This window comes from Metabacillus rhizosphaerae (assembly GCF_037201795.1).
Taxonomy (GTDB): Bacteria; Bacillota; Bacilli; order Bacillales; family Bacillaceae; genus Metabacillus; species Metabacillus rhizosphaerae.
In genome coordinates this window covers 2,402,735-2,426,769 of record NZ_CP147403.1, presented here as the reverse complement: position 1 = coordinate 2,426,769, position 24,035 = coordinate 2,402,735, and the positions used below count along the sequence as shown (strand labels likewise).

Annotated in this window: 24 protein-coding genes and 1 pseudogene; all 25 read right to left on the bottom strand. The window is 35.8% G+C overall.

Features of this window, described 5'->3' with window-relative positions:
• Positions 1-8: 8 nt before the first annotated feature.
• The 25 genes and pseudogenes from WCV66_RS11785 to dnaJ all read right to left on the bottom strand — a co-directional run bounded on the left by WCV66_RS11785 (position 9) and on the right by dnaJ (position 23,976).
• Positions 9-461 carry a YaiI/YqxD family protein gene (locus tag WCV66_RS11785; RefSeq protein ID WP_066334737.1) on the bottom strand — a complete coding sequence of 151 codons (453 nt, stop codon included), beginning with the start codon at positions 459-461 and terminating at the stop codon, positions 9-11.
• Between the two features lie 416 nt (positions 462-877).
• Positions 878-1,693, bottom strand: a complete 816-nt coding sequence (locus WCV66_RS11780; protein ID WP_066334734.1) for a pyruvate, water dikinase regulatory protein — start codon at positions 1,691-1,693, stop codon at positions 878-880.
• Between the two features lie 24 nt (positions 1,694-1,717).
• A complete protein-coding gene (locus WCV66_RS11775; RefSeq protein WP_066335483.1) occupies positions 1,718-2,356 on the bottom strand; it encodes a helix-turn-helix transcriptional regulator in 639 nt (212 codons plus the stop codon).
• A 331-nt stretch (positions 2,357-2,687) separates the two neighbouring features.
• Positions 2,688-4,751, bottom strand: coding sequence for a glycine--tRNA ligase subunit beta (glyS, locus tag WCV66_RS11770; protein ID WP_338789441.1), 2,064 nt, complete (start codon positions 4,749-4,751; stop codon positions 2,688-2,690).
• Positions 4,744-5,634: a glycine--tRNA ligase subunit alpha gene (glyQ, locus tag WCV66_RS11765; RefSeq protein WP_066334729.1), complete on the bottom strand. Its 891-nt coding sequence runs from the start codon at positions 5,632-5,634 to the stop codon at positions 4,744-4,746. Before glyQ ends, glyS begins: the two co-directional genes overlap by 8 nt.
• 481 nt (positions 5,635-6,115) lie before the next feature.
• A pseudogene (gene recO, locus WCV66_RS11760) lies at positions 6,116-6,869 on the bottom strand (DNA repair protein RecO).
• A gap of 33 nt (positions 6,870-6,902) precedes the next feature.
• Positions 6,903-7,046, bottom strand: a complete 144-nt coding sequence (locus WCV66_RS11755) for a YqzL family protein (RefSeq protein WP_066334717.1) — start codon at positions 7,044-7,046, stop codon at positions 6,903-6,905.
• Positions 7,047-7,237: 191 nt separating this feature from the next.
• Positions 7,238-8,149: a GTPase Era gene (gene era / locus WCV66_RS11750; protein ID WP_066334715.1), complete on the bottom strand. Its 912-nt coding sequence runs from the start codon at positions 8,147-8,149 to the stop codon at positions 7,238-7,240.
• Entirely contained in the window at positions 8,142-8,540 is a 399-nt protein-coding gene (locus tag WCV66_RS11745; RefSeq protein WP_066334712.1) for a cytidine deaminase, read from the bottom strand. Before WCV66_RS11745 ends, era begins: the two co-directional genes overlap by 8 nt.
• A gap of 179 nt (positions 8,541-8,719) precedes the next feature.
• Positions 8,720-9,112: a diacylglycerol kinase family protein gene (locus tag WCV66_RS11740; RefSeq protein ID WP_338789052.1), complete on the bottom strand. Its 393-nt coding sequence runs from the start codon at positions 9,110-9,112 to the stop codon at positions 8,720-8,722.
• A complete protein-coding gene (gene ybeY, locus WCV66_RS11735; protein ID WP_066334705.1) occupies positions 9,084-9,566 on the bottom strand; it encodes an rRNA maturation RNase YbeY in 483 nt (160 codons plus the stop codon). The genes WCV66_RS11740 and ybeY overlap by 29 nt, the downstream gene beginning before the upstream one ends.
• 2 nt (positions 9,567-9,568) lie before the next feature.
• The gene (locus WCV66_RS11730; RefSeq protein ID WP_413789666.1) at positions 9,569-11,728 is read right to left on the bottom strand and encodes an HD family phosphohydrolase; all 2,160 of its coding nucleotides are present in this window, start codon (positions 11,726-11,728) and stop codon (positions 9,569-9,571) included.
• A 196-nt stretch (positions 11,729-11,924) separates the two neighbouring features.
• Positions 11,925-12,890: a PhoH family protein gene (locus tag WCV66_RS11725; RefSeq protein ID WP_066334699.1), complete on the bottom strand. Its 966-nt coding sequence runs from the start codon at positions 12,888-12,890 to the stop codon at positions 11,925-11,927.
• Between the two features lie 3 nt (positions 12,891-12,893).
• Positions 12,894-14,081: a sporulation protein YqfD gene (yqfD, locus tag WCV66_RS11720; protein WP_066334697.1), complete on the bottom strand. Its 1,188-nt coding sequence runs from the start codon at positions 14,079-14,081 to the stop codon at positions 12,894-12,896.
• A 229-nt stretch (positions 14,082-14,310) separates the two neighbouring features.
• The gene (gene yqfC, locus WCV66_RS11715; RefSeq protein ID WP_066334695.1) at positions 14,311-14,598 is read right to left on the bottom strand and encodes a sporulation protein YqfC; all 288 of its coding nucleotides are present in this window, start codon (positions 14,596-14,598) and stop codon (positions 14,311-14,313) included.
• Positions 14,599-14,669: 71 nt separating this feature from the next.
• Positions 14,670-15,155 (bottom strand): hypothetical protein, encoded by a 486-nt coding sequence (locus tag WCV66_RS11710; protein ID WP_338789050.1) that lies wholly within the window; start codon positions 15,153-15,155, stop codon positions 14,670-14,672.
• A gap of 109 nt (positions 15,156-15,264) precedes the next feature.
• Entirely contained in the window at positions 15,265-16,257 is a 993-nt protein-coding gene (floA, locus tag WCV66_RS11705; protein ID WP_066334674.1) for a flotillin-like protein FloA, read from the bottom strand.
• Between the two features lie 112 nt (positions 16,258-16,369).
• Entirely contained in the window at positions 16,370-17,689 is a 1,320-nt protein-coding gene (locus tag WCV66_RS11700; protein ID WP_066334671.1) for an NfeD family protein, read from the bottom strand.
• Between the two features lie 192 nt (positions 17,690-17,881).
• Positions 17,882-18,328: a GatB/YqeY domain-containing protein gene (locus WCV66_RS11695; protein ID WP_066334668.1), complete on the bottom strand. Its 447-nt coding sequence runs from the start codon at positions 18,326-18,328 to the stop codon at positions 17,882-17,884.
• A gap of 14 nt (positions 18,329-18,342) precedes the next feature.
• Positions 18,343-18,516, bottom strand: coding sequence for a 30S ribosomal protein S21 (rpsU, locus tag WCV66_RS11690; RefSeq protein WP_015595024.1), 174 nt, complete (start codon positions 18,514-18,516; stop codon positions 18,343-18,345).
• A 313-nt stretch (positions 18,517-18,829) separates the two neighbouring features.
• Entirely contained in the window at positions 18,830-19,498 is a 669-nt protein-coding gene (gene deoC, locus WCV66_RS11685) for a deoxyribose-phosphate aldolase (protein ID WP_185653636.1), read from the bottom strand.
• 177 nt (positions 19,499-19,675) lie between these two features.
• Positions 19,676-21,037: a tRNA (N(6)-L-threonylcarbamoyladenosine(37)-C(2))-methylthiotransferase MtaB gene (mtaB, locus tag WCV66_RS11680; protein ID WP_338789049.1), complete on the bottom strand. Its 1,362-nt coding sequence runs from the start codon at positions 21,035-21,037 to the stop codon at positions 19,676-19,678.
• 6 nt (positions 21,038-21,043) lie between these two features.
• Positions 21,044-21,799, bottom strand: a complete 756-nt coding sequence (locus tag WCV66_RS11675; RefSeq protein WP_338789047.1) for a 16S rRNA (uracil(1498)-N(3))-methyltransferase — start codon at positions 21,797-21,799, stop codon at positions 21,044-21,046.
• Positions 21,800-21,867: 68 nt separating this feature from the next.
• Positions 21,868-22,806, bottom strand: coding sequence for a 50S ribosomal protein L11 methyltransferase (gene prmA, locus WCV66_RS11670; RefSeq protein WP_066334647.1), 939 nt, complete (start codon positions 22,804-22,806; stop codon positions 21,868-21,870).
• 48 nt (positions 22,807-22,854) lie between these two features.
• Positions 22,855-23,976, bottom strand: a complete 1,122-nt coding sequence (gene dnaJ, locus WCV66_RS11665) for a molecular chaperone DnaJ (protein ID WP_338789045.1) — start codon at positions 23,974-23,976, stop codon at positions 22,855-22,857.
• Between the last annotated feature and the right edge of the window lie 59 nt (positions 23,977-24,035).

The window sequence follows — 24,035 nt, the reverse complement described above, 5'->3', positions numbered from 1 at the left end:
TTCGAGATTCATTTAAGATCTCCTTCATCTTTCGACAAAATTTTTTCCATTGTTGTGATAAAATTCAAAGTGTCTTCTTCTGTGAATTTTTTTGGGCCTTTCGAATACTTACCACCACGTCTCTCCATTGCTGATAAATAACGGAATTGTAGGGCAGTATCAATATTAGCTTCTGTATATCGTTTACCCCTAGGAGTAACAACAATAACGTCTTTCCTTAATAAAAGGCCAGCTAACCCAATATCCTGTGAAATGACTAGATCACTTTTTTGCACATGGTTGACTATGTATAAATCAGCCTCTTCCTTACCGGTATCAACAAAGATCCATCTACCACCATACGTTTTGTCTGATGTATGATTATAGGATGCAACGAAGATGACTTCAATGTTGTATTTGCTTGCAATATTCATTATTTCTTGTTTTACAGGGCAAGCATCAGCATCGACATAAATTTTCATTGTTTTTTCGCCATATTTCTCTATTCTACATCACTCCGACAGAATCCTTCTAAAAACTTGCTAGAAACTTAAAATTCGTGATAACCAACCCAATTTCTTTTTGTCGAAAATTATTTCCCGATAAATCTTGACAGTTTACAATTAATAGTTTATTCCTATATGTCAAGTTCTAAACCTAAAAAAAATATTTTTATCACAATTTTTTATTATAATACAAAGTTAGTTAAATATCTATTGTTTTTTTATGTATTGAAGCATAAGTAGTTTGCATAAATAATCCGTTCGATTAATATACAATCTGACTGTTGCTAACCTATAACAAAATACAATTCAAACTCAGTATAAAAGCGAAGAGGCTGACTCATTAACAAAGTGTTTAACACTCCTAAAGTCACCCTCAACCATCTCAAAATGCCCTACCCATTATGTTTATTCATAAAATTCGCTATGATGTTTGCTGTTTCCTCTACTGCTTTATTAGAAACATCGACTACCTGGCAGCCAATCTTATCAACTACCTTATCAAAGTATTCTAATTCTTCTTTGATCCGATTAATATTAGCATAAAAAGCTTCATCATTAAGACCCAATGATTTCAAACGCTCTCTACGAATGTGGTTGAGTTTATCTGGACTAATCCTTAAACCAATACATTTTTGAGCAGAAACCTTATACAGCTCTTCAGGTGGTTCAACCTCTGGAACTATTGGGACATTAGCAACTTTGAAGCGTTTATGTGCAAGATATTGAGAGAGAGGTGTTTTGGATGTTCTAGAAACACCTATTAAAACGATATCTGCTTTTAGTATCCCCCTAGGATCTCGACCATCATCATATTTTACCGCAAACTCAATCGCTTCTACCTTCTTGAAGTAATCTTCGTCAAGCTTACGAACTCTACCTGGCTCATATTTTGCTGCAGTTCCATAAGAGTTTTCCATTTTATCAATTAAAGGGCCAATAATATCATAATATATGACACCTTGTTTATTTGCCTCTTCAATTAAAAACTCTCTTAGCTCTGGAATTACGAGAGTAAAGCAAACAATGGCTTGGTCTACCTTCGCTAAAGAAACAACCTCAAGAATTGTTCCTTTGTCTTCTACATATGGTATACGTTTAATTTTCGTATTAGCCGATGCACCATTAAATTGACTTGCAGCTGCTTTTACAACAAGCTCAGCGGTTTCACCTACAGAATCTGATACTACATAAATCATACGGTGTCTCATTTTTTTATCCCCATTTCTATTTACTTAACTAATGTCATCACTCGCAAAATCCACCAGGATTTTTGTCATGTTTGTCTTTGTTATTCTGCCTATTACTTCAAGTCCCATCTCAGTATCCTTAACTACTGGGAGAGCATCTATTTGTTTTTCGATAAGAGCATTTGCTACATCTAATATAAGATCATCCTGCCTACATACAGTAATGTTAGGCATCCTCGTCATAATTATATTAACAGGAATGGATTCAAGCTCCTGCTTGCCTATGCTAGTACGTAATAAATCTTTACGTGAGAGTACACCAACTAAATAAGATTGATTATCAACTACAAATAATGTTCCAACATCTTCTAAGAACATTGTACAAATCGCGTCATATACTGACACATTTACACTTACGACAATTGGAATTGATTGAAAATCCTTCACTTGTAGTTTTTTAAGCTCGTCTGTTAAGCGCTGTGTATCTGTTTTGCCTGTATAATAATAACCAACTCTTGGCCTCGCCTCCAGAAACCCTGCCATTGTTAAAATAGCTAAGTCCGGTCGAAGAGTTGCTCGCGTTAGATGAAGCTGGTCAGCTATTTGTTCTCCTGTAATCGGACCATTCGCCTTAACAATTTCTACAATTTTTTCTTGTCGTTTATTAAGCTCGATTTTACTCACCACCCTGCTTCATCTAGTTTTTATCTATAAAAAATTGCTACCTAACTAAATAGGTTATACTATATAAAATTATTATATACTTTAATATCCTTTTGAAAAGTAATTTGTTTTATCTATTTTGAAAACCATTATATATTGGCAAGTATAAAACGAAAAAATAAAAAGGGCTGACGATACAATTGTCAGACCCTTTTTATAATAAAACGTGGATGAAGCTAGGTATATTAGTATTTCGTCATCCTTGTTTAAAATTTAGACTAATTAAGATTAAATCTCTTTTCTCTAAAATACGCTCTAACCGAACCACACTATTGAAATAGCGTTCTGATCATTACTTTACAAGGATTACATTCATTTTCGCAAATGATTCGATAAGCTGTGCGAGTTTAACCATTTGAGCTAATCGATTTGTTTTGATGTTTTCGTCCTCAGACATTACCATCGTGTGATCAAAGTAGTCGTTTATAACCACTTTTAACCCTGCAAGAACATTATAAATTTCTTCCTCTTTACCTTCTGCTTTTAATGAATTAATTGCATTTGAAGCATGAACAAATGAATCATAAAGAGATTTTTCATATTCACTATCAAATAATTGTTCATCAATATTCTGATCTGTACCTTTTTTCGCTATGTTCATAACGCGTGCAAGCGCCTCAATCGTTTCTTTAAATTCTTCCTGCCTTGATCTTAACTCAAGAACCTTTGCTCGTTCAACTAAAGAAGTCACTTCTAAAACTGAGGATTCTAATACAGCATCAACTAAATCATAGCGAATATGATCTTCTGCTAATAAATATTTTAAGCGAAGTCTAAAAAATGATAATAACTCTTGTGCAGCAGCTTCTATAGCTTTATCACCATATAAATCAAGTGCAATTTGGAACAACTCTGGTAATTCGAGCTTCCATTTCTTTGTTAGAAGGATTTGCACGATGCCGCTTGCTTGCCTTCTTAATGCATAAGGGTCTTGTGAACCGGTTGGAATTTTCCCAATTGCAAAAAAACCTACAATTGTATCCAATTTATCCGCTAGTGCAACAACAGCTCCAACTGTTGATTCAGGTGCCGCATCCTCTGCATGGCGAGGCATATAATGTTCATTAATTGCAACAGAAATGGATTCCTTCTCACCACTAAGTCGTGCATATTTTTCACCAATTTTCCCTTGTAACTCAGGAAATTCGTAGACCATATGTGTTACTAAATCAAATTTACAAATGGAAGCAGCTCGTTTAATATCTTGCTTTTCCTCATTGCTTACAAGTAGTTTATCTGCTAATAAGCCAGAGAGTTCAACAACACGTTTAACTTTTTCACCTAATGTGCCTAATTCTTCATGGAATACGATTTTATCTAACTTTTGTACAGCATCTTCAATCTTTAGCTTTTGATCTTCCTTATAAAAGAAATTGGCATCAGAAAGTCTTGCACGAAGAACTTTTTCATTCCCTCTAGCAACATTTTCAAGGTGATTATGGTCACCGTTTCGTACTGTTACGAAAAATGGCTGAAGCTCACCTTGTTGATTTCTAACAGGAAAATAACGTTGGTGCTCTTTCATCGTAGTAACCAATACCTCGTCCGGTAAAGATAAATATTCTGTTTCAAATTTCCCAAACAATGCTGTTGGGTATTCAACAAGATTATTTACTTCCTCAAGTAGTTCTTCATCAACTGGAATCACCCAAGTTTGTTCGTTCTCTAGTTCTGAAAGCTGATTGCTGATTGCTTCTTTACGCTTTACTGGATCGACCAATACAAATTGTTCTAATAATGTCGCTTCGTATAATGATGGCGCTACAATCTCAACCTTATTTCCTAAAAACCGATGACCGTAGCTGTATGAGTTCGTTGTTACACCTGCAATTTCAAATGGTATAACATCTTTACCAAATAAAGCAACAATCCATTTTATTGGTCTAATATAGCGCATCTCCTGACTGCCCCATCGCATGTTTTTAGGGAAGGTTAAGCCCGTGATGATTTGACTTATATCTTCTAAAAGCAACTTTGTTTCCTGACCTTTTGTAAATTTTTGAACATGTACATATTCGATACCATTGATTTCTTTGAAATAAATATCGTCTACAGATGCACCTTGACCTTTTGTAAAACCAATTGCTGCTTTGGACCAATTACCATTCTCATCTAACGCAATTTTTCTCGCAGGACCTTTTGCTTCTTCTTCGATATCAGGCTGTTTAACAGCTACATCTTTAACTAATACAGCTAGTCTTCGTGGTGTTGAATAAGACTTAACAGTTCCATAAGAAAGTTTTTTATCTTCAAGCCATTTTGTTACCTTTTCAGTAAACTGATTCATTGCATCTGTTACATAATGTGCAGGTACTTCTTCTAATCCGATTTCAATTAATAGATCTTGCTTATTCATCATGTGCTCCTCCTTCCTTATTCAACATTGGGAAACCAAGTTTCTCTCTTTCATCATAAAAAGTTTTTGCCACTTTCCGCGCTAAATTACGAACACGTCCTATGTAACCTGTTCGCTCAGTAACAGATATAGCCCCTTTTGCGTCAAGTAAGTTAAACGTATGAGAGCATTTTAAAACATAATCATATGCAGGATGGACTAGCCCTTCATCCATTTGACGATTCGCTTCTTTTTCATAAGTTGAAAACAATTGGAACAACATCTCTGTGTCTGATGTTTCAAACGTATACTTCGAATGCTCATATTCGGGCATTAAGAAAATATCACGAACTGTGTATCCATCTGTCCACTCAAGATCAAAAACATTTTCCTTGTCTTGAATATAGGAAGCTAGCCTTTCAATTCCATATGTAATTTCAGCTGAAACTGGTTTACATTCTAAACCACCAACTTGTTGAAAATACGTAAATTGCGTGATTTCCATTCCATCAAGCCATACTTCCCAACCTAAACCAGCACATCCTAATGAAGGATTTTCCCAGTTATCCTCAACAAATCGGATATCATGTTTTAATGGATCAATACCTAAAGCTCGTAACGAATCTAAATATAACTCTTGAATATTATCTGGTGATGGCTTCATAATGACTTGGAACTGGTGATGTTGATATAGTCTATTTGGGTTTTCACCATATCGTCCATCAGCAGGTCGTCTTGAAGGCTCAACATATGCAACTTTCCATGGTTCTGGACCTATACTACGTAAAAACGTATAAGGGCTCATTGTACCTGCACCTTTTTCAGTATCATACGCCTGCATTAATATACAGCCCTGATCTGACCAATGCTTTTGCAGCGTTAAAATCATTTCTTGAATATTCATGTTACCTTACACCTCCATATTTGATAAGGACTATTTGCATTTAATTTCATTGTTTTAGACTGACATCCACAACGATATTTTGTTCACTTGTGAACTTGAGACCAAGTCAGAGGTAGTCTAGAAGAAATTAAGAAAAAGCCTTGTGAAAACAAACTGTAAACTAAAACCTCCATAATTTGCATATCATTCATATACTTGCAGAAATACAAAAAGCTCCCGCCACTATGCCAAATCAATGACATAGGGACGAGAGCATACCCGCGGTTCCACCCTAATTGCTTACATAGTCTACTTGCTAATGTAAGCCACTTTAAAAATCTGCTCCAGAATGCCTTTCGTTACGTACCAATCCTTAGCTTTCACCATCCTAAGGTCGCTTATATTGGTTTAACTCGTAAGTACTCTTTTCCTTCAACGCAAAAATGTTAAATTATATTTGCATATTAATCGAAAAATAGACTAATGTCAACATCAGTATACTTTATAGCTTACCTTTTAAAGAATCTAATTGATCTAAGAATCGTTTCGATTTAATCGATAAACCGGAAAACTCTTGATAATAAGCTTGGATTACATCCTTTAGCTCCTTCTTTGTTTCAGGCTTTACTGATATATTCCCTAAACGATTTAAGTCAAAATAATAAAACAGCCGTAATAATTTAACAGTTATTTGTGATATGGGTAAACGATATGGATCCTTCTCAAAGCATCTATGGCACAAAAAACCACCTTCTCTTATAGAAAAGTGGAATGTACCATCTTTGTTTCCACATAATGCACATCCGTCTAACTGTGGATGAAGACCTAAAACTGTCAACATTTTCATTTCGAAAATATTTAGTAATATATCAGGATCTACTTCATCATCTAAATATTGGAGTGTCTGTTTTAGAAGTTCAAATAAGTATGGATTTCGTTCATGATTTTCAGTGCTTTTATCTAATAGTTCTGCTATGTATGAAGCATAAGCAGTTAGGAAGATATCCTCTCGAATACCTCTTAGCGAAAGCGAAAGGTTCACCCTGCTGAAGACTTCCTAATCCGCTTGTCTTCTGAAATAAAAATGTTCCATACGTGAAAAGTTGGGTAATTGACGTGAGCCGACTATTCGGTTTCTTTGCACCTCTTGCCATAACCCCAACTTTTCCGAGTTCTCGAGTATATATTGTAATAATTTTGTTTGTTTCACCGTAATCCGTTGATCGAATCACAATTCCTTCACATTTTTGAAGCAAAATTTCCCTCACCTTCCAAAGGTTCAGGCAAGATCAGGAAATTGGAAAATCCATTTCAGCTAGTTCATCATCTTGAGAATCGGGTCCGTCATCATTCTCCTTTTCTAATTCTTTAAAAAGAAGATACGTATCAATGCTACCTGTTTGCGAAAAGACCTTCCAGGTAAAATCCAACATAAAAAACCCCACCTTTCAGTTGTTAAGACTAGCAAGCAATATGTCCAATTTCTTTACATTTATCTTGACCTTCTATTCTCCAATTCATGTCAAACAATTTTTGCTAATATTTTTGATGCATACCTCAGTACTATTAAAAAGGAATAACTAGTTTTTTAGTAAATATTCCACTTCAGTAGCTTAGATCGACATTAATACTCATCATCTCTAAAACCATAATCTCTTAATTGGGAAGCTTTATTACGCCAATCCTTTTGTACTTTAACCCATAGCTCTAAAAAGACTTTAGAACCAAGTAAGGCTTCGATATCAACTCTTGCTCTTTTCCCTACTTCCTTAAGCATGCTACCTTGTTTGCCAATTACAATTCCTTTTTGGGAATCACGTTCAACTATGATCGTTGCTCCCACAAAAATAGCTTGATTATTTTCTCTTCTTTCTAGTGTGTCCATAACAACTGCAACTGAGTGTGGAATTTCCTCCCTCGTTAAGTGTAGGACTTTTTCTCGAATCAATTCTGTTATGATAAAACGCTCAGGATGATCTGTTACTTGATCCTCTGGGTAGTATTGTGGACCTTCTGGTAATAACATTTCAATTTGTTGTAATAATGTATCGATATTATTTCCTTGTAAAGCAGAGATTGGGATAATTTCTTTAAAAGGATATAACTCTTTATATTGCTCGATTAAAGGTAAAAGCTGGTCAGGATGAATTTGGTCAATTTTGTTAATGATCAAGAAAACGGGTGTTTTCGTTTCGTTCAATCGTTCAATGATAAATTCATCGCCACGACCATAGCCTTCCTCTGCATTAATCATAAAAAGAATGAGATCGACTTCTTTTAATGTGTTCTGAGCAACTTTCATCATAAAGTCCCCAAGCTTATGTTTTGGCTTATGGATACCTGGTGTATCTATAAAAATTGTTTGTGAATTGTTCGTCGTATAAACCCCTTGAATTTTATTTCTAGTTGTTTGGGGCTTATCACTCATTATTGCGATTTTTTGACCGATTACTCGGTTAATAAATGTTGATTTACCAACATTTGGTCTTCCAATAATTGAAACAAAACCTGATTTGTATGATTGATTATTATTCATGTAAATCCTCCGCTGAAAAAGCTCCTGGTAGTAATTCTTGTACTGTTAATTCTTCTATATCACCTTGGAGGTTAGTTAAGATTACTTTCATATCCTTTGGACAAAGTTCCGCAATAACTTGACGGCATGCTCCACATGGAGGAACTGGTCGTTTTGTATCTGCAACAACTGCAATTGCAGCGTACTCTTTGTCTCCCTCAGAAAAGGCTTTAAATAATGCTGTACGCTCCGCACAATTTGTCATGCTATATGCAGCATTTTCTATATTGCAGCCTTTATATATTATACCATCTTTTGTTAACAAAGCTGCCCCAACATTAAATTTAGAATAGGGAGTATACGCCATGTCACGTGCTGCTTTCGCTTCATTGATGAGTAGTTCGATGTTCACAAAATTTCTTCCTTTCTAAAGACAGTCAATAACCATCTGCTCTTCTTTATTTTACCTAACTTTCACACAAATTTCACGCCTTCTTCGCTTTTGTAATTTAATTGTAAGAATTTTCGAAATACAATTAAAATAAAATAAAAAGTGTGTTTTATCCTTACAAGTACTTAGTTATTTATAGTTCATTTGAACAATTCAAAAGATATATGATTCGAAAGGATGATTATCCCTATTATAACCGAAAGAATCGCATAAACAAAAACAGCTCCAGCTGCCGCATCCTTTGCTGCTTTTGCTAGTGGCTTAAACTCACTTGTGGTTAGATCGACAACGTGTTCTAATGCCGTATTTATTAATTCGAGGGCTAACATTCCTCCAATTAAAAACAAAATGACGATCCACTCGAATTTTGTAAAGTGGACGAAATAACCAACAATTAATGTAACGATAGAAATAAATACATGTATTTGAAAATTTCTTTCGGTTTTAAATGTATGAATAATCCCACTCCACGCAAAGCTAAAACTCCTATAAAACCGCTTCCATTCAGAGATCTGAGGATCTTTTAAGTCCATAGCGGTCCAAAATATCCTTTTGTTTTGTAAACATCTCTTTCTCATCTTGATGATTCATATGGTCATATCCTAATAAATGTAGAAAGCCATGAACTGCTAAAAACCCTAGTTCTCTCATGAACGAATGACCATATTCAACCGCTTGTTCCTTTGCGCGAGGAATGGATATAATAATATCACCTAATATTGGGGGTTGCTCTAAACCAACAATTTCAATTTCACCTTCTCCTATTTCCTCTAGAGCAAAGGAAATCACATCTGTAGGTAGATCCTTATCTCGGTATTCGCGATTTACCTCTTGTATACGTTCATTTGTAACGTAGGTCACAGATAGCTCCGCATTCTGTGCTACTGCTTCAACTTCAGCTGCAAATTGTAATAAATCCTCGACTGTTTTTAATTGTTCATCTACTAGTTCATTTGTTTCATCTATACTATCGATGATTAATCTCATGCTTACTTCACCTTCTGCTTTTTTGTTAATTCTGGGTACTCAATTCTTGAATGAAAAATCCCTTTTAATGATTCACAAAATGACTTTGCAATAATGTCTATCTCTTTAAGAGTTAAATCACATTCATCTAATTGGTGGTCTTGTAATCTGTCTGAAATAATGGAACGAACAAGCTTTTCAATCTTATCAGGAGTTGGGTTTGACATTGACCGGACAGCAGCTTCCACACTATCTGCAATCGATATTATGGCAATTTCCTTTGTTTGTGGCTTTGGACCAGGATAACGAAACTCTTCTTCATAGATCGAATCATTTGATTGTTTTGCCTGATGATAAAAGTATTTTAATAGTGATGTACCATGATGTTGTTCAGCTATATCAACAAATTCCTTTGGCATCTTATGCTTTTTAAGCATCTCTACACCATCTGTAACATGTGAAATAATGACATTTTTACTTAGCTGAGCTGAAAGCTTATTATGTGGATTTTCTATATTCATTTGATTTTCTATAAAATACTGTGGTCGCTTCGTTTTTCCAATATCATGATAATAGGCTCCTACTCTTGCTAATAACCCATTTGCCCCAATTGCTTCACATGCAGACTCAGACAAATTTGCAACCATTACACTATGGTGATATGTACCTGGAGTTTCTGTTAAAATTTTTCTTAGTAATGGATGATTTGGATTAGATAGTTCAATTAATTTCATCGTAGACAATATTCCAAATCCGGTTTCAAAGAATGGCATAAAACCTATTGTTAATACAGAAGAAACAAGACCTGACGCACAAGCCATAATAAAATATGAACCAATTTCAACATTTGAATAGCTACCATTTCTAATTAGCATAATAGCTGTTATAACAAGGACATTCATTCCAGCTACAAACAAGCCAGCTTGTAAAATTTTAGACCTAAGATTATGTTCTCCTAAAAATAATACTGCCGCAAGGCAACCAAATAAGTAGTATACACCTACTGAAAAATTAAAGCTACCAGTAACACCTTCATTAAAAATCACACTTCCACAAATTGCAAATATCATACATGTCAAGATCGCTAGGCGCTCATTCAGTAAGAGCTTTACAAGCATAGCGCCCATCGCAACAGGCACAAGATACCCAATATGTGTATAGTCGATTTTTTGAAAGAGACTGACAATCTTCATAAGTAGAATAGTAATTGCAAATATTAAACAATATAAGAGCAGGGAATTGTATTTCTTAGAAATTGGACTATCTTTCTTTTCAAAATAATACACGACACCAATCAGAATTAGCACAATGAATAACCCTAACCCTAAGAATGGTTTAAATGATTGTTGATTATCTAGTAAACCAACTAGTCCAAGTTTTCGATAAACTTCCCGATTAATTAGCTCGTCCTCTTCGACTAGGATTTGGCCTTGTTTAATTTGTGCTACTTTCACATTATCAATTGCTTGCTGTCTTTTCTCCTCAGTTGCATCCTTGTCAAATACAACATTTGGTGTAATTGAAAAACGAGTTAGTTCTGTTGCCGCCTTAAGAACATCTGCTTTTAGGGAGGTATATCCCAATTCTTCAACAGCTTGCTTTTTTGCTTCTGTCAATTGAATGATCGGTATTTCCTTGCTCATGATATTATTTACTGCTGTAACAACCGCATCCTTTGCAAGAACTAACTCATCGTCTGTGGTACTTACTAAGGGCAAAAAGGTTTCCTCAGAGATTTTATCACTTATAGCCGGGGTTAACTTTTCTTGTAAACGTTTCACCTTTTCTTCAGGAGTTAACAAGGTGGATGTAGCGTCTTCCGACTTATTCGCTGTTTCTTCTTCTTTACGGACTTCAATAATAGCATCAAAAATCGATGATATGAGATCTACTTGTTTTTCTGTAATCTCCTTTTTTAAGACATATTGGTCTTCTACTGCATCATAAGCCTCTTGCTCTTTTCGCTGAGTCTCAACCTTGTCTTCAACGGTTGTAGGTGCATAGATTGTTTGATCAGACACAGTAAAAAGCTCAACATCTAATGTTTCAGGCTTAACATTACTATAAAGTGCTACAAACAATATTACCGCTAAAATCGCATATAAAAAAACATGTTGAAACTTATTATTTTTAAGTTTTTCAATTAATGGGTTTGGGTTTGGTTTTAGTTTATCTTTATTAATTTTTTTCTTCACAAGAGGCACCACCTTTTCAACGAATTAATTTTCATTCGTTAATTCGTTCACTTCTTCCATTATTTCCTTTTATCGAAAAATGTTCAACCATTATGACAAAATACGACAAAAAAATCAACAAAAACATTCCTACACAATAAAAGGTCTAAAAAGAAAGTGACCCGACTTCGGGTGCTCGGGTCACTTATCCTTCTTTGGAGTTTTCGTAAGCTGAAATAATTTTTGCAACAAGCGGATGTCTAACAACATCAGATTGCTCTAACTCAACAAATGAAATACCTTGTACATTTACAAGAGTATCCTTCGCTACAGTTAATCCAGATTTTACACCTTTCGGTAAGTCAACTTGTGTAATATCACCAGTAATGACCATTTTAGATCCAAAACCTAATCGAGTAAGAAACATTTTCATTTGGGCTGGAGTGGTATTTTGAGCTTCGTCCAAAATAACGAATGCATCATCTAAGGTTCTACCCCTCATATAAGCTAAAGGCGCTATTTCAATTGTTCCTCGCTCAATAAGTCTTCCAGTATGCTCCATTCCCAAAACATCATGTAATGCATCATATAAAGGTCTTAAGTATGGATCTACCTTCTCTTTTAGATCACCTGGTAAAAAACCTAAGCTTTCTCCAGCTTCAACAGCAGGTCTTGTTAATATAATCCGTTTTAAACTACCGTTTTTTAAAGCATTTACAGCCATGACAACAGCTAAATACGTCTTACCAGTACCAGCAGGACCTATTCCAAAAACTAAGTCCTTGTTTTGAATAGCTGCTATATAATGACGTTGACCTAAGGTTTTAACTCGTATTGATTTCCCTTTGGCTGTTTTAGCTATTTCCTGAACATACAGGTTCTCAAATTGATCTAATTTCTGTTCCCTTGCCATACTTATGGCATAAATCACATCTCGCTCACTAATGTTGATTCCTTTGCGGATAATAAGGAGCAGGGATTTAAGCAGTTCTTCAACAAGATTAACGTGTTCAGAGTCTCCAGATACAAAGACTGCTTCACCTCGCGTTACAATTGAAACCTTTAGTTCTTCTTCCATTCGTTTTAAATGAACATCATTGTTACCGAATAAAGCAATTGCTTCATTTGGATTTTCTAATTGTTGACTCATTGTCACTAATTCTTCTGGCATTCTTTAGTCTCCCTGAACAATTGGTGTGGTTCTCACTATATTTTCTATCACCTGGTAAAGAACGGTTAATTTTACTTTACCATTCTCATTCGTCTCGTGCAAAACTTTTTCTCCAATTACTTTTTCTTCTTCATCAAGTTTATCCTCAATATCTTTACGACCTCGATCTAAAGCAGCTTCCCTAGCTTGTTTTACCGTGTAATCCCGACTAACTTGTTCTTTTTCTCTATATGTCTCATTGACGTATGCAACCGGCAATGTGAAATTTAAAAATTTAACATATCTAACATCATCTTCTACTTCAAAATTTTTAAACTCAGGATCTTTAAATCCCCATATTGGAAGCTTAAAGGATCCGAATTGAAGATAATGCTTAACCTTATCATCTCCAGTTAAAACATGAAAAGTCGTCTTTAATGGAATTAAAATTGTTGATTTATACCAAGTTTCCCCGAAAATTTCAGCTTTAGCCGCTACTTTTTTCTGTTCATCTTCCTTCCCGATCAGCCCTGAAACTAATATTTGTCCTTTTTTTACATGCTCATGTAAAGTTGTAAGTGGTTGGCCTTGCTCTACAAACATTTTAGAAATAACTGCTTCTTTTTCAGCAATTATATGACGAGGACTTACAAGTTTTTCTTCTTCTGGTTGATTTTTTTCTACAACCTTTAAATGATAGGTTGTACCAGTTAATTCCACACCAACCCATGTAATCTGCTGAATATTATCTGTTAAGGATTTTTGAATATCATCGGGATTTTCTACAAAGAATTGGAACTTTCCAGTTTTAACCCCAATTCGAGAAAGCTCCTTTTTTATTAAATGCTCCGTTTCAGGTGAAGCACCCTCGACTTTTATTCCCCATATCATATTCGACAAAGCAAAAATCACTAATAAAAAAGCAAGTATTCCCATGACAAATCCGCTATTCCTCCATGATTTTTTTACAAAAAAGGGAAAACCTAACCTTTTCTCAAAGCGACATTTGCATTCATTTTTCCTTACTACTCTTCGCAAGGCATGTACATCTTTAAGGCGAATAAAGAAATCCATCCCATCCTTTTGGCTTCTTCTAACATTCCAAATTACAATATCTTCACGTATACAATCATTCAAAAAGCGTTCTGTACCTCGACCCACGATACTTACTTTTACAACTCCAAATAACAAACTCGTCCATTGGTTTTTCATTATTATCCTCCTAAACCCTGCAAAATAGTGGTTTGTGTAGTTACCTGCTAAACATTACTATATAACGTTTTATAAACTTGCCTGCTGTGGTGATTTATAAAAAACGGATGATTAACTCACAGCAGACTATTTGAGTTTTTTACTCACTAAGATTTCGCTGCTAGAACAATATTCTTGGATGTTCCTTTTATTAGGTTGGTTATTACCGATGAAAGTTCCAGGATCCTCCTTAAGTTGCATCCAGATATAGAACTTGATTTATTTTACCTTCGAGTAGAATTTCTTCCGGTAGAATCGTCTTTATGACAAAAGCTTCGCCTTTGATTAAAAGTTGTCCTTGCTTTAATAGAAGGCGAAGCTCTGTATCAGTAAAAGTAAGGAGCCCTCGATGATTTTCTATGTAAATATGGAGCTGGCCAACCATCGTAATTCTAGGAAGATCCATCATGACATCGGGCGGTAGTTCAATTGTATTTGTAATCCATCTAGTTAGTTGCTGTCGCCATTTTTTTGCCATAAAAAAAGACCCCCTTTCATCTCATATGTATGAGAGAAAACGGAGTCTTATAACACGATTATTGTTAGAAGTTATGAATGTCTTTTGTTTCTCGTATAATGTGGGTTTTTAGACCTCGGTGCACCTAAAATTTCGCCCCAAATTACACCTTGTACTGCTTTCTGTTGATCAATAATTAGGTTATTTTGTTTTATATTTCGATTTACTTTAGGAAATTGCTCTCTTGGTACAACTTTCCTCTTATTTGGTTGTTCTTTTACAATCCTAGTTTTTTCTGTAGCATGATTTTTCATGCTTTCATAAGCCTGTTGTACTGTTTGAAGAGCAGGTTTCGCTTCATTTCGAGGCTTTCGCTCAACAGTTGTCATCACCGGCTTAGGGTTCGTTCTAGAGTTTTGCCTTGGATTTGGTCTTGGATTTGGACGATTCTCACGCCGTTGATTATGTTGTTTTTTTGGTGTTTCTTCATCTTTTTTATTAGATGTGAAGAATCTAGAAAACAACCACACAAGAGCCCCCCAGACAAGTGGATTTGTTAATAATTCTGTAAGCTCCATAAGTCACTCCCTCCTTTAAATGAAGGAAAAGGATGGGAAGCAAGGCCTTGTGCATAGGTAGCTTAGCTTCACCATCCACCACCTTATTTAAGATGGTACAATCTACCGATCAATATTGGTCATTATCATTTTGATCTTGATTTGTTTTACCAATTGAGTCTCTCATGTCTGTATCAGCAGAGATATTTTTAATATTCATATAATCCATCACACCTATGTTACCAGAGCGAAGTGCCTCAGCCATTGCCAGTGGAACTGTTGCTTCGCTTTCTACAACTTTAGCTTTCATTTCTTGTACACGCGCAAGCATTTCTTGTTCTTGAGCAACAGCCATCGCTCTTCTTTCTTCTGCTTTGGCTTGAGCAATTTTCTTATCTGCTTCTGCTTGCTCTGTTTGTAATTCAGCTCCAATGTTTTTACCGATATCAACATCCGCGATATCAATCGAGAGAATTTCAAAGGCAGTACCGGAATCTAGGCCTTTTCCTAAAACTGTTTGAGAAATCATATCAGGATTTTCTAATACCTTTTTATGATCCTTTTGGGAACCAATTGTACTTACAATCCCTTCGCCAACACGAGCTATAATAGTATCCTCGCCTGCTCCCCCGACTAAACGATCGATGTTCGCTCGGACAGTTATTCTTGCTTTTGCTTTTACTTCAATTCCATCCATCGCTACACCTGAAATAAAAGGAGTTTCAATAACTTTTGGATTAACACTCATTTGTACAGCTTCTAGAACGTCACGACCAGCTAGATCGATTGCTGCAGCACGTTCAAAGGTTAATTCAATATTTGCACGTTCCGCTGCAATTAGCGCATTTACAACACGGTCTACATTACCACCTGCTAAATAATGACTTTCAAGCTGATTTGTTGTAATACCAAGACCAGCTTTATGTGCCTTAATTAATGGATTAACAACCCTACTTGGAATAACACGACGTAGCCTCATTCCGATTAACGTAAAGATGCTAATTTTAACCCCTGCTGCAAGAGCTGAAATCCAAAGTGCAATTGGTACAAATGTAAAAAAGATACCTAAAAAGATAAAGCCTAGTATAACGAGTCCAATTATTAATATTGCTGATGCTTCCATTGTTTTCCTCCTAATGTATAATGTATCAAAATCAAGCATTCCTAGCAGTCAGATGACTATTTCAAAGTAACTACTATTAAACGCTTAATAAAGTAACAAGCCTAGATCTTTATTAATTCAGCTCTCTAACAACAATTCTCGAGCCTTCCACCTTTACAACTTTTACCCTTTGGCCTTGAGAGATAAAGCTACCTTCTGTCACAACATCTAACCGTTCGTCTGCAATTATTGCTGTTCCTGAAGGTCGTAATGTCGTAAATGCAACTCCTTCAAGACCAAGTAATTCAGCTCTTGATTTATTTGACACGTAACCACTCTCGGTATTTGTTGAGTCACGCAATATTAGCTTTTTAAAAATATTCATACGTTTTCCAAACACCTTTACTAGTAGAATAGATACTATAATTGATGCAACCAGGGCAGTTAATAAGGAAATCGTCATATGGACAAAATCACCTGAAGCTAAGTATAAACTTGTAATCATACTTGCAAAGCCCAACGCTCCCATTATACCACCTGGTACAAAGAATTCAGCGATTACCAATATAATTCCTAAAACAAATAATATTATTGATTCCATCCCAGCTAGACCAGCAACTAAGTGACCATAAAAAAATAAAAAAAGTGAAGTTAATCCCATGAATCCCGCAACACCAAATCCTGGAGAATAAAGTTCAACAACTAAACCAATACTACCTATCGACAGAAGAATAGGAACAACAACAGGATGTGTGATAAATCTTGCCACTTTCTCTGCAAAACTTTCTTCTGCCTCGATTATGGAAGCACCTGTTAAATTTAATTGTTTTAATAAGTCTTTGCGATTTTCAGCTGTTCCTTCTGAATATCCAACTTCAAATGCTTGCTTTGTCTCAAGTGTTAATAAATCTCCTTTACCTGCTCCATATTCAGGAATATCAACATCCTTATCTGCCATTGCCAACGCATATTTTGGATCACGTCCATTCCGTTCTGCTGATTCTTTCAATTCTGACAGCCATAATGATTGCGACTTATCATCTGCAGCATTACCATCCCCTGTAATGATTGCAGCAGACCCCATCTGACTACCTGGAGCCATATATATTTGGTCCGCATTCAACGCAATATAAGCTCCTGCTGAAATAGCTCTTCTATTAATATAAGCAGTAATCGGGATTTCACTTGAACGGAGTGTATCAGCTATCTCCATAGCTCCATCAACAGCACCACCCAATGTGTCTATTTCAAGAATGATGTGGTCAGCCTCCTGAGATTTCGCTTCTGAAATTGTTCGCTTAATATATTGCGAGAGACCTTTCTCGACTGTTTCCTCAAGAGGTATGATAAATACTTTTTGATTAGAATCTGCTTTGAGCTCATTACTAAAACCATTAAACAAAGCCAAAATAAAAGCTACGACAATCATTAACTGGTAAAAACGCTTTCTCATTTGTCTAAAAACCTCCTCTCTATAACGCCCTATTCTTAATACGTTTTTAGTTAGTATTTGGTTTCATTTATTAATAAAAATTTATTACTTAAATTAGATTCTTATGTAAATAGTATTTTCTCTTTTTTATGATTAACACTTTTATCTTCTTACACACTAAAAGACACCTTGCAAGGCAAGGTGTCTTAAAATTTATGATAGCTGTTGTTGCACAAGCTTATTAACAAGACTTCCGTCTGCTTTTCCTTTAACTTTGGGCATGAGTGCTCCCATTACTTTCCCCATATCCGCTTTAGAAGATGCATTCACTTCTGAAATTGTTTGTTTAACGATTTCAGAAACCTCTTCTTCGGAAAGCTGCTCAGGCATATAATCGACTAATACATCGATTTCCGCTTGTGTTTTTTCAACTAAGTCCAAACGATCAGCATTTTTAAATTCCTGGAGGGAGTCTTTACGTTGCTTTAATTCGCGAGAAAGAACTGTCAAGTCTTCTTCTTCAGACAACTCATTTTTGCCAAGTTTAATCGCTTCATTTTGCAAAGCAGCCTTGACCATTCGAATGACAATTAACTTGTCTTTTTCTTTGTTTTTCATCGCTTGTTTCATATCTTGATTCAATTGCTCAAGAAGACTCATAAGTACACCCTCTTTTAGAATTTGCGCTTTCTAGCTGCTTCAGACTTTTTCTTACGCTTTACGCTAGGCTTTTCATAGAATTCGCGCTTTCTAGCTTCTTGTATTGTACCACTTTTAGATACAGTACGTTTGAAACGACGAAGAGCATCTTCAAGCGACTCGTTTTTACGAACGACCGTTTTTGACATTCTCTTTCCCTCCCTCCGAATACAACCAATCGACATCTTTAAATAAAACATGTCTACTAGAAAAACATGGCTTATCGCAATGTTGCGAATGCCTTAGTTATTTCCTATACTATCATCCTTAAAATGTGAATTTGGATAGTATAACAAAACATGTACTTTGCAATTATAATATAACGAATAATGCAGGTCAACTCATATAGTAAAAAGTTCCGTGTATAAATTGTTGTTTGAATTATTCGATTATTATATGCTTGCTTTTATTTGCTGATTGCACAAATGATCAATAAGTGAAAAATTGATTTAAATAACAAAATTAATAATCAGAATTTGATGACTCACCTTTAACGATTGAGACGCCAGAGCTTGCTCCAATACGAGTTGCTCCCGCCTTCACCAGCTCTTCGGCACCTTCTGTGTCTCGGACTCCACCAGATGCTTTTACACCAATCTCAGGCCCTACTGTTTTTCTCATAAGTTCTATATCCTCAACGGTTGCTCCACCGCTTGAAAAACCAGTAGATGTTTTTACATAATCAGCTCCAGCGCGCACAGCAATCTCACAAGCTCTAACCTTCTCTTCTTCTGTTAAAAGACTTGTCTCAATAATCACCTTTGATAAGGCTTTACCCTTTGCAGCGCTTGCAACAGCTCTGATGTCGCGTTCTACAAGCTCATCATTTTTGTCCTTAAGAGCTCCGATATTAATAACCATATCAACTTCAGTTGCACCTTTTTCAATGGCATCTTTTGTTTCAAATGCCTTTGTTTCTGGTGTATTTGCTCCTAATGGAAAACCAATAACGGTACAAACCTTTACATCTGATCCTTTTAACAACTGGGCTGCTGTTTCTACCCAGGTTGGGTTTACACATACAGAGGCAAACTTGTATTCACTGGCTTCTTTGCAAAGCTTTTCGATCGTATCCTTAGTTGTATCCGCCTTAAGGGCAGTATGATCAATCATTTTTGCTATATTTGACATTATGTATCGTCTCCTTCAACATATAGTTGTCCGACCTCTTACATCTTAACATTATCAAAAAATAAAAACGAGTACTAAATTAATTTGCACTTATTAATAAATTTTACACATTTCCTTATGAATATTTTTCTATAAATAGAAAAAGGATTGGTTAAATTACAACCAACCCCAATTACATTAAGAAGATAAACGAATATTTTCGTCTGTTTGCAATGGCTCATCTAATACTCGTACAAATTGACCCTCATTGTAAGGATAGCCAGCCTTTGTTATTTTCACTTTTACAATCTTACCTACCATTTCTTCATTAGCAGGAAAAACAACCTTTAAATAATTGTCTGTGTACCCAACATACAATCCTTCATTTGTCTCTTCTTTAAATGCTTCTTCAGGAATAACCTCTAACACTTCATCTTCGAATTGAGAAGCATATTCTTTGGCTAATTGATCTGATAGTTCTATTAAACGATGAACTCGGTTATTTTTAATTTCTTCATCCACTTGATCATCCATTCGAGCAGCTGGGGTACCAGTCCGTTTAGAATACGGAAAAACATGAAGCTCAGAAAACTTATGCTCTTTAATGAAGTTAAAAGTTTCCAAAAATTCTTCCTCTGTTTCACCTGGGAATCCAACAATTACATCTGATGTAATCGCCAGACCTGGCAATGCTTCTTTTAAAAGCTTAATGCGGTCTGCGAAAAATTCCATTGTATACTTTCTACGCATACGTTTTAACACTGTATCTGATCCAGATTGAATCGGAATGTGTAAGTGACGAACAACTTTGCTTGAATTTTTCAGAACTTCTATCACTTCATCTGATATTTGGCTTGCTTCGATTGATGAAATCCGGATCCGTTTTAAACCTTCAACTTGCTCATCTAAGTCACGTAATAGCATGGCTAAGTTATAATCCTTTAGATCTTCACCGTATCCTCCTGTATGAATGCCTGTTAGTACAATTTCTTTGTAACCTGCATTCACTAGCTGCTGTGCTTGTGTAACAACCTCTTTAGGATCACGTGAACGCATTAAGCCACGTGCCCAAGGAATGATACAAAATGTGCAAAAGTTATTACAACCTTCTTGTATTTTTAAAGAAGCTCTTGTTCTGTCTGTGAATGAAGGTACATCAAGCTCTTCATATACACGTGTTTTCATAATATTTCTTACACCGTTAATTGGTTGTCTTTCGTTTTTAAATTGCTCAATATATTCTAGCATCTTAACACGATCCTGTGTTCCTACAACAATATCAACACCAGGGATCGCCATAATTTCTGCAGGAGAAGTTTGGGCATAACAACCTGTAACACAGATTACACCATCCGGATTTTTACGGATTGCGCGACGAATAACTTGACGACTCTTTTTATCACCTGTATTTGTTACAGTACATGTATTAATCACATATACATCTGCGACTTTTTCATATTCTGTACGATCATAGCCAGCATCTTTGAAAAGCTGCCAAATCGCTTCTGTCTCATAATGATTTACTTTACAACCTAATGTATGAAATGCAACTGTAGGCATTATTCATCACCTCGATAATTCGAAATAATAAGAAACAGCTGATAATAAATATAATGGAGCTGTCTCTGTTCTTAATATTCTTGGACCAAAGCTACAAACGAGAAAACCTAGCTCTTCAAGCTTTGATACTTCTTGCTCTGTTAAGCCACCCTCAGGACCAAAAACAGCAAGTAAGGAGGATCCATCTGTTAGTTCATCAAATGCTTTTGCTAAATTCTTTTTCTCACCTTGCTTTGCCGATTCTTCATAAGCAACGATTTTCACATCGTAGTCATTCGCTATTTTCAATAGTTCGTTAAATTGGCATGGCTCAATGACTGTAGGGACTTTGTTACGATACGATTGTTCTGACGCTTCTTTTGCGATTTTTTGCCAGCGATCGAGCTTCTTTCCAATCTTTTTTTGTTCAAGTTTTACAATTGAACGGGCAGCATTAAAAGGGATAAATGAAGAAGCACCTAATTCGGTGCCCTTTTGAATAATCCATTCAAGTTTATCCCCTTTAGGCAACCCGCTCGCGATGGTAATAGTAACAGGAAGCTCACGGTTCACCGTCATCCATTCTAATATAAAACAATTCACTTGGTCATTGGTAATTTCAGCTATTTCACAATGTGCTTCGAATCCATCCTTTGTACAACATACAACCTTATCTCCTGACTGCATACGTAATACGCGTGATATATGATGTACATCATCACCTGTAATCTGTATATTAGATTCTAAATGAGCCTTTTCTTCATCTACAAAATAACGTTGCAAAGCAGCCACCCCTATTAATGAATACAATTTGTAAACACAGGGGTCTGCCCCCCATTAGTTAAAGAAGACTACTTCTTCTTAGCAATAAATGCAACCCAATCTTCCATGACCATTGTTTCCTCTATCACAAAACCTGCGTTTTGAAGTGCTTCTTTTACTTCATTCTTTTTATTTTGGATAATACCAGATGTGATAAAAGTTCCATTTTCTTTTAAGACTTCATAAGCCTTGTCTATAAAGCGAACAATTATTTCAGCTAATATATTTGAAACAACCAGGTCTACAGGACCTTCTATACCATCTAAAAGATTGTTTTGTGAAACATTGACAACGTTTTGTACTTTGTTTAGTTTACAATTTAAACGGGCACTTTCGACTGCAACTTGGTCTAAATCAAGTGCTTGAATTTGATTAGCTCCCAGTAATCCAGCAGCAATACTTAAGACACCTGATCCTGTACCAACATCAATTACCTTATCATCTTTCTGAACAGTACGCTCTAACGCTTGAATACATAGTACTGTTGTTGGATGTGTACCTGTTCCAAATGCCATCCCTGGATCTAGCTCAATAATCAATTCATCTGAACTTACAGGCTCATAAATTTCCCATGTTGGAACAATTGTAAACTTCTCTGAAATTTTAACAGGATGGTAATATTTCTTCCAAGCTGTTGCCCATTCTTCTTCATTTACTTCACTAATCGTTACGTGATTTTTTCCTAAATCAATATCATACAGCAAGAGGCTGTTTATCGAAGCTTTTATCCCGTCAACTGTTTCACCTAGGAAGCTGTTGACCGGTAAATATGCTTTAACAATAACCCCTTCTTCTGGATAATCGGTTGGATCTAGTTGGTAGATTTCGCCTAGTACAGTACTCCGTTCCTTAACTAAATCAGCAATATCCTCAATGACTACACCGCTAGCCCCAGCCTCGTGTAATATATTTGAAATGGGTTCTACTGCTTCTTGTGTTGTGTGAATACTAAATTCTGACCACTTCATATCTACCAACTCCAATCCTCATACATTTGTTCATCTTTAATAGATTAGTTAATCACCTTTAAATGCCCGTTTTACTTTATCAAAAAAGCTATCTTCATGTTCATCAGGCTTTGCTCCACTAATTTCAGCAAATTCACGAAGTAGTTCCTTTTGTTTTTCAGTTAAGCTCGTTGGAGTCAATACACGTAAAATTACATATTGGTCACCTTGTCCATAACCTCTAACATTAGGAACACCTTTTCCAGTTAAACGGAATTTCTTACCAGTTTGCGTACCTGCTGGCACTTTTAATTTCACTTTACCATGTAGTGTAGGTACTTCAATTTCGTCTCCTAGTGCAGCTTGAGCAAAGGTTAAAGGCATATCACAGTATACATCATCGCCTTCTCTTTCAAAGAACTCATGCTCTCTTACGTGGAATACGACATATAAATCTCCAGGAGGTCCACCATTTACACCTGGTTCACCTTGTGCAGATACTCGCAATTGTTGACCATCATCGACACCAGCAGGAATTTTCACTTGAATCTTTTTACGCTTTTTCACTTTTCCAGTTCCACGACATGTTCCACACTTGTGCTTAATCATATTACCTGTGCCTTCACAGTGATTACAAACACGGCGATTTACAATTCGGCCAAATGGGGTATTTTGTTCTACATTTAATTGACCGCTACCACCACAATGTGTACATTTTTCAGGTTTAGTTCCTTTTTGTGCACCTGATCCATCACAGGTTTCACATGTTTCTTCTCTAGGAATTTCAATCGTCGTTTCTTTTCCAAAAACAGCTTCTTCAAAGTCTAATGTCATTGTATATTGTAAGTCCGCACCCTGTCTTGGTGCATTCGGATCACGTCTTCTAGTACCTCCGCCAAAGATTGAGCTAAAAATATCTTCAAAGCCAAATCCATCTCCACCGAAGCCAGCGCCACCACCAAAGCCTTGATTTGGATCAGTATGTCCAAATTGATCATAGTGAGATTTCTTTTGATCATCACTCAATGTTTCATAGGCTTCTTTTATTTCTTTGAATTTCTCGTTAGCATCTGCTTCTTTATTAATATCTGGATGGTATTGCTTTGAAAGCTTACGGTAAGCTTTTTTAATCTCATCTTTATTCGCGTTCTTACTTAACCCGAGTACTTCATAGTAATCACGCTTGCTCATAATTTTCTCACTCCCGATTTTCTCACATAAGGTAAATTGTATCACTCAAAAGAGAGGAA